The organism is Dolichospermum lemmermannii CS-548 (assembly GCF_028330815.1).
GTDB lineage: Bacteria > Cyanobacteriota > Cyanobacteriia > Cyanobacteriales > Nostocaceae > Dolichospermum > Dolichospermum lemmermannii.
This window is the reverse complement of record NZ_JAQMTJ010000264.1, coordinates 34,764-42,426: the sequence shown is the minus strand read 5'-3', so window position 1 is coordinate 42,426 and position 7,663 is coordinate 34,764. Positions and strand designations below refer to the sequence as shown.

Annotated in this window: 5 protein-coding genes; 3 read left to right on the top strand and 2 right to left on the bottom strand. The window is 40.7% G+C overall.

Translation table 11 applies throughout. The annotated features are described in order from the left end of the window. The first annotated feature begins 243 nt into the window (after nucleotides 1-243). Nucleotides 244-2,256, top strand: coding sequence for a biosynthetic arginine decarboxylase (gene speA / locus PN450_RS18095; RefSeq protein ID WP_271821265.1), 2,013 nt, complete (start codon nucleotides 244-246; stop codon nucleotides 2,254-2,256). Between the two features lie 31 nt (nucleotides 2,257-2,287). On the opposite strand, the gene PN450_RS18090 is transcribed toward speA, so the two are convergent. Beyond that, entirely contained in the window at nucleotides 2,288-2,416 is a 129-nt protein-coding gene (locus PN450_RS18090; protein WP_271837120.1) for a hypothetical protein, read from the bottom strand. A gap of 32 nt (nucleotides 2,417-2,448) precedes the next feature. Next, the gene (locus PN450_RS18085; protein WP_015080121.1) at nucleotides 2,449-3,618 is read right to left on the bottom strand and encodes a sugar phosphate nucleotidyltransferase; all 1,170 of its coding nucleotides are present in this window, start codon (nucleotides 3,616-3,618) and stop codon (nucleotides 2,449-2,451) included. 637 nt (nucleotides 3,619-4,255) lie between these two features. On the opposite strand from PN450_RS18085, the gene PN450_RS18080 reads away from it, so the two are divergent. Further along, on the top strand, nucleotides 4,256-4,531 hold the full coding sequence (locus tag PN450_RS18080; RefSeq protein ID WP_015080393.1) for a TM2 domain-containing protein: 276 nt from the start codon (nucleotides 4,256-4,258) through the stop codon (nucleotides 4,529-4,531). A gap of 558 nt (nucleotides 4,532-5,089) precedes the next feature. Next, nucleotides 5,090-7,507 carry a heavy metal translocating P-type ATPase gene (locus PN450_RS18075; protein ID WP_271837119.1) on the top strand — a complete coding sequence of 806 codons (2,418 nt, stop codon included), beginning with the start codon at nucleotides 5,090-5,092 and terminating at the stop codon, nucleotides 7,505-7,507. Nucleotides 7,508-7,663 lie beyond the last annotated feature (156 nt).

Sequence of the window (7,663 nt, the reverse complement as noted above, 5' to 3'; positions counted from 1 at the left end):
GAAGAAGAGAAGAATAGTATTGAATCTGGTCAAGTGATAGGTTTTTGCTGATTTCAACCCTTATTCCTTGCACCTGATTCACCTTTTTTACCTTCAAACTCTTGATATATCTCAGTTCTAGGTTTATTCAGCAGCCCCTAATTACTAATTCTTAATCAGAAATTATTTCTAGTTGTATATCCCTCACCAGAACTATTTTGTTAAATTATTATTTTCGTAGGCAACCACAGAGGTCAGGAAGAAATGGGTGTCGAGTCAACCGCTGATGAAATTGTGAAAATGCCGTCTAATGGGCATAAAGCTGAATTGAAACGCCAAAAACAGAAGCAACTACTAGTCCCTAGTCCAATTACGGGAGATTTACCTCTACCTTGGAAAATTGAGAATAGTGAAGACCTGTACCGGATTGAAGGTTGGGGAAAGCCTTATTTTTCGATTAATGCGGCTGGTCATGTGACTGTCTCCCCCAAGGGTGAACGTGGTGGGTCATTAGACTTGTTCGAGTTGGTAAATGCTTTAAAGCAGCGTAATTTGGGGCTACCCATGTTAATCCGGTTTTCCGATATTTTGGAAGACCGAATTGAGCGATTAAATGCTTGTTTTGCCAAAGCGATCGCTCGCTATAACTATCCTGGGGTATATCGGGGAGTATTTCCCGTTAAGTGCAATCAACAACGCCACCTGATCGAAGATTTAGTGAGATTTGGTAAACCCCATCAATTTGGTTTAGAAGCAGGTTCTAAGCCAGAATTAATGATTGCTCTAGCCTTGTTGGATACGCCAGGCGCATTGTTAATTTGCAACGGCTACAAAGACCAGGAATACATCGAAACAGCGATGTTAGCCCAGAAACTAGGACAAACACCAGTGATCGTCCTAGAGCAAATTGAAGAGGTGGATTTGGCCATTGCGGTCAGCCGTCAATTAGGCATTAAACCCATCTTGGGAGTAAGAGCGAAATTAAGTACCCAGGGAATGGGGCGTTGGGGAACTTCCACAGGCGATCGCGCTAAGTTTGGCTTGACAATTCCCGAAATTATGGAAGCTGTGGAAAAATTAGGTGCAGCCGACTTACTCGGTTCTTTGCAGTTATTACACTTTCACATTGGTTCTCAAATCTCTGCTATCAATGTCATTAAAGATGCCATCCAAGAAGCCAGCCGCATTTATGTGGAGTTGGCCATGCTGGGGGCAGATATGAAATATTTAGACGTTGGTGGTGGCTTGGGTGTAGATTACGACGGCTCTCAAACCAACTTCTACACCTCGAAAAACTACAATATGCAAAACTATGCTAACGACATCGTGGCAGAGTTAAAAGATACCTGTGATGAAAAGCATATTCCCGTACCAACATTAGTGAGTGAAAGTGGCCGGGCGATTTCTTCCCACCAATCGGTTTTAATCTTTGATGTTCTCAGCACCAGCGATGTCCCCCTTGATCCCCCTTCTCCTCACCAAGAGGGAGAATCCCCAATCATTAAATATCTCTGGGAAACCTACCAATCCATCAACAAAGAAAATTACCAAGAGTTCTATCACGATGCGGCTCAATTCAAAGAGGAAGCCATCAGTCGTTTTAACTTAGGAATTTTGCGCCTCAAGGAACGCGCTAAAGCCGAGCGTCTTTACTGGGCTTGTTGTCAAAAAGTTTTAACTCTCATCCGTCAGGAAGAATACGTACCTGATGAGTTGGAAGACCTAGAAAAAATCATGGCTTCCATTTACTATATCAATCTTTCCGTGTTTCAATCAGCACCGGACTGTTGGGCGATAGATCAACTATTTCCCATTATGCCTATACATCGTCTGGATGAAGAACCAACCCGGAGAGGAATTTTAGCGGATCTAACCTGTGATAGTGATGGGAAAATAGACCGCTTCATAGATTTGCGAGATGTCAAATCAGTGTTAGAACTGCACGAATTTGAGCCGGGGAAACCTTATTATCTGGGAATGTTCCTGAATGGAGCGTACCAGGAAATTATGGGGAATTTACATAATCTCTTTGGTGACACTAACGCTGTTCACATTAATTTAACACCCAAAGGTTATCAAATTGAACACGTTGTCAAGGGCGATACCATGAGTGAAGTTCTGAGCTACGTCCAGTATGATGCTGAGGACATGATAGAAAACATTCGCCAACGGTGTGAGCGAGCTTTAGAAGAACGGCACATTACTATAGCGGAATCTCAGCGACTACTACAAACTTACGAGCAAAGTTTACAACGGTATACTTACTTGAATAGTTAATAGTCAGTTGTCAGTTGTCAGTGGTCAGTGGTCAGTGGTAAAGAAAAACAACGGATAACGGACAACGGACAACTGACAACTGTACGGGCGAAGCATTTGGAGAACTATTTTTGGCAATGACCGATAATTTATCTTCCAAATGCTTCGCCCCTACTGACAACGAATAACTGACAACGAACAACTGACAACTAACTAATTAACATTTGCTCCCAATAATTCAGCGATCGCTTGGTGTTCTAAAGGTATTTCTGAAGGTCGAGTTTGGCGAGCATCAGTAATTAGCCAATCTAAAGCCGCAGCTTGCACATCAATAGATGCTCCCGTCTTATCTACACAGTAACGCCCAAACACCAGCTTATCTACTAAGCGGACTCCTGGAGCTAAACGCGACCATTCAAAAATTACACTGTTGTCTACAGTAGCCCCACTACAAATCCAGCAATTTGGACCAATCATTGCTGGTCCAATAATTTTTGCCCCATCTTCGATTTTGGTCATTCCCCCAATATAAACAGGTCCAGTGATATCAACTTTATCCCAATTTACAGATACATTTAAACCAGTAAAAATACCGGGAGCGACTTCATGTCCGGGGATTTGGACATTTTTAATTTCTCCTGATAAAACACCACGAATTGCTCGCCAATAATCGGGAACTTTACCAATATCTACCCATTCAAAATCCATGGGAATAGCATAAAAAGAGGCGTTATCTGCTACAAGTTGGGGGAATAACTGGCTACCAATGTCATATTCCACTCCAGAGGGTATATATTTAAACACTTCTGGCTCGAAAATATAAATACCTGTATTGATATTAGTGCTAAGGGCTTCTTCTGTTGAAGGTTTTTCTTGGAAAGCTTGAACGCGATTATTTTCGTCAGTAACCACCACACCGTAGCTAGAAACCTCTTCTTTGGGAACTGATTTGGTGATGATAGTAGCGATCGCCCCTTTGGATTTATGCCACTTTACCGCCGCAGTTAAATCTAAATCAATTAAGGCATCACCACATAACACTACAAATGTGTCATCAAAAAATGGTGAGAAGTCTTGAATCCGCCGCATACCTCCGGCCGAACCAATAGCTTCGCCGACGAGTTTACCATCATCATCAATTTTACCTTCAAAAGAATAGGCAATCTGCACTCCAAACCGCTGACCATCACGGAAATAACTTTCTATTTCTTCCGCCAAATGGCTGACATTGACCATAATTTCGTCAAATCCATGTTGGCGCAATAACTCCAGTAAAAATTCCATAACCGGCTTTTGCAGAATAGGAATCATGGGTTTGGGAATTGTATATGTGATGGGACGGATACGAGTACCCTTTCCCGCTGCAAGAATCATCGCTTTCATAAAATTTTATTCCTTAGTCAGTTGTTAGTTGTTAGTAGGGGCTAAGCATTTGGAAGATAAATTATCGGTCATTGCCAAAAATAGTTCTCCAAATGCTTCGCCCGTACAGTTGTCAGTGAACAGGTCAAGATAATTCATTAGGTTGTTGGTAACTGTTTTTATTCTCACTGCTAACTACTTAATTACTTCTCAAACAAAATCCTCCGGATTTCATAACAATAAATATGTAGAAAAATCTATAAGTAAGTCGGCACGATAAAATCAATATACATTTTTTTCGTAAAAACCCTTAAATAACCTATCTATAGGTATTTGTCGAATTTACATTTCGTTACATATGTTGATTGTTTAACGCCAACTTACTTAGTGTCGGATCTTTACTAACTTTGAGGTTAATTACTACCTGAAAATTAGCGAAGATACTGCACAATATTTTTCTGCCAAATTTGTGATGTTTTACCAGAAAATTTGATATTTTTACGATTACTTTTCAGAAAAATTTATCCACATTTAAATCTTACCAATTACCAATCACCAATTACCAATCACCAATTACCAATCACCAATTACCAATTACCAATTACCAATCACCAATTACCAATCACCAATTACCAATCATCAAGGAGTATAACTAAATATGAGTAATCTCAACCCATCTTACACTACTAAACAACTGTTGGCTGGTTATGCTGGAATTATTTTTGGTGGATTTGGGCTGCATAAATTTATTCTTGGTTACACATCAGAAGGTTTTATTATGTTAGCAATTTCTGTAATTGGTGGCTCTTTTACCTACGGATTTACATTGATAGTTATGCAAATCGTTGGTTTGATTGAAGCCATGATTTACTTCAATAAACCCCATGAAGAATTTGTTAATACTTATTTTGTGAATAAGCAAGGTTGGTTTTAGAAAGTTTATTAATTAATTGAAATTGATATGCAAATTATCAAACACAACCAAATTCACTTACTCATTTTACTAATAATGAGTATGGGATATTTCAGCATCGTATCAGATTGGGAAATTAATTATTTCTGCAAAAGCCTGATTTTGATGTTACCAATACAATTAACGGCTGTAATTTACACAGCTAAAAGCAAACTATGATTTTTGTGATTTAAATGATTTTTAGGATTTTGGTGAAAGTGGCAGATTTCGCTTAACCTCAAAAATAACATCTGAACTATGATTTTTGTGATTTTGAGGATTTTGAGGATTTTGGGGAGTTGGGGAAACTTAATATTGTTCACTTAGTCAAAGTGGCAGATTTGGCTTAAGAGACTTCCAATTTAAAAAATATCCCAAAATTTCTTGTAGTGCGGGCATCTTGCCCGCTAATAATACAAGGACGGGCAGGATGCCCATCCCACAAAATTGGATCATTTTTTTTGTGAAGTTCTCTAACCTCAAAGTAAAGACGCTAGTTATTAAGCGCTAAACTAACAAGAACGAACCTAAAAACTGGCCATGCAACTGATCCCCAAATCTGAAATAGTTATAGAATCTGCCCCTCCCACAAAAATACTTAACTCAGAGAAAATTATTTTAGATGTTGGAGGGATGAGGTGTGCTGGATGTGTTAATGCGGTAGAAAAACAGCTTATTCAGCATCCAGAAGTTAAAAGCGTTTATGTTAACCTCGCAACAGAAGTCGCAGTCGTAGAGGCGGAAATTGGTACTGTAGATGCAGAGGCGTTAGTTCAGGGATTAACGGCTACAGGATTTCCTAGCCAATTACGGACGGCTAAAGGTGCTGGTGATAAATCTGCAATCCCTAACCCAGAAGTAAGACAACGCCAAGAAATGCAGGGGATAGTTAGACAGTTAGGAATTGCTAGTTTACTACTGTTACTATCGGGAATTGGTCATTTTGGTAATATTGGATCTGTTATTTTTCCCTTTTTAAATGACATTTGGTTTCATTGTGGACTGGCTACTATCGCCATTATTATTCCTGGTAGACCAATTTTAGTGGAAGGTTGGCTAGGTTGGCGACGGGGTGCGCCGAATATGAATACCCTCATTGGTTTGGGAACTCTAACAGCCTATATTGCCAGTTTGGTGGCGTTATTGTTTCCCCAAATGGGTTGGGAATGCTTTTTTGATGAACCGGTGATGATGTTGGGTTTTATTCTTTTGGGGAGAACTTTAGAAAAACAGGCTAGAGTCCGTGCGGCTAAAGCGTTTCGCCAATTGTTAGCTTTAGTGCCGCAAACAGCCCGGTTAATTATTAATCCAGAATCGGAAAAATTGATTGCTGGGGCTAATATTATGGAAATTCCGGCGGAACAGGTGCGTGTGGGTGAATGGTTGCAGGTGTTACCGGGGGATAAAATTCCGGTAGATGGTGAAGTGCGCTTTGGACAAACTACCATAGATGAATCCATGCTGACAGGGGAATCTGTACCCGTGATGAAGCAAGCAGGAGATACTGTGACTGGAGGCACTTTAAATCAGTCAGGAGCGATCGCTATTCAAGCTACTCGCACTGGTGATGATACAATTCTAGCCCAAATTGTGGCTTTGGTAGAAGCTGCCCAAACTCGCAAAGCCCCAGTTCAAAAATTAGCAGATACGGTGGCTGGATATTTTACCTATGGTGTCTTAACAGCGGCTGGTTTAACCTTCCTATTTTGGTATTTGTTGGGAACTCACCTTTGGCCAGATGTGACGATGACTGGTGGCATGATCATGGCTCACAATATGGGACATAATCCCCAGCATTTAATCCCCCATACCCAATATTCTGCCCTGTTAATTAGTTTAAAATTAGCGATCGCTGTTATGGTAGTTGCTTGTCCCTGTGCTTTAGGATTAGCTACCCCTACAGCCATCTTAGTGGGAACAGGTATGGGTGCAGAACGGGGATTATTAATCAAAGGTGGCGACGTTTTAGAAAAAGTCCATAAACTAGACACGGTAGTTTTTGATAAAACCGGAACTCTCACCACAGGTAAACCCACCGTAACTGATTGTCTAGTTATTGCCGAATCAACTTTACCATTATCTCTCATTCAACTAGCCGCAGCCGTAGAAAGCGGTACTTATCATCCCCTCGCTACAGCCATTCAGCAAGAAGCCAAACGCCAAGATCTAGCTATTCCCCATGCTGTAGAATTCCATACTGAACCAGGTATGGGCGTATCCGCTGTCGTTGAGGGAAAAAAAGTTCTTTTAGGTAACTGGGAATGGTTTAATTACCACCAAGTCAATATTACTGAAACAGCAGAAAAACAGGGACAAAGACTAGCTACAGAGGGAAAAACTGTAATTGGTGTGGCTGTAGATGGAACATTAACCGGATTAATTGCTGTTAGTGATACCCTCAGACCAGATGCAAAAACCGCAGTAGACAAATTACGACAAATGGGTTTGCGAGTTATGCTCCTGAGTGGTGATAGATTAGAATCAGCCAATGCGATCGCTAAACAACTAGGAATTGCCAACACCGACATCATGGCAGGTATCCCCCCAGCCCAAAAAGCCGCCACCATTCAATCTCTTCAATGTGGGAAAATCAAAACTTATGTCGCTATGGTAGGAGATGGTATCAATGACGCTCCAGCCTTATCACAGGCAGATGTGGGCATCGCTTTACATTCAGGAACGGATGTCGCTATGGAAACTGCTGAAATTATTTTAATGCGAAATTCCCTAACCGATGTTGTCAAGGCGATTCAGTTAAGTCGAGCCACTTTTAATACCATTCGTCAGAATTTATTTTGGGCTTTTGCCTATAATACAATAGGTATTCCCCTCGCGGCTGGTGTATTATTACCTAGCTGGGGTTTTGTTCTCGGTCCTGCCAGTGCAGCGGCATTAATGGCCTTTAGCTCCGTTAGTGTTGTTACCAACTCAATTTTATTAAGGAGGTTTGCCCCATAGTTAATTATTTTACCAATTTTTCTGTAATCTCCAATAATTGCAAGAAAAGATTCCCCGGTAGTGCTGGCATATTGTCCGCTACATAAGTACCTCATAACACCGGAAAGTGCTGTAAATTAAGATTTGTCCTTTATTTAATTCCCATTCCTCAGTAGG

Coding starts and splice junctions, on each gene's coding strand:
- speA (WP_271821265.1), top strand. CDS start 244: ATGGGTGTCGAGTCAACCGCTGATGAAATTGTGAAAATGCCGTCTAAT.
- PN450_RS18085 (WP_015080121.1), bottom strand. CDS start 3,618: ATGAAAGCGATGATTCTTGCAGCGGGAAAGGGTACTCGTATCCGTCCC.
- PN450_RS18080 (WP_015080393.1), top strand. CDS start 4,256: ATGAGTAATCTCAACCCATCTTACACTACTAAACAACTGTTGGCTGGT.
- PN450_RS18075 (WP_271837119.1), top strand. CDS start 5,090: ATGCAACTGATCCCCAAATCTGAAATAGTTATAGAATCTGCCCCTCCC.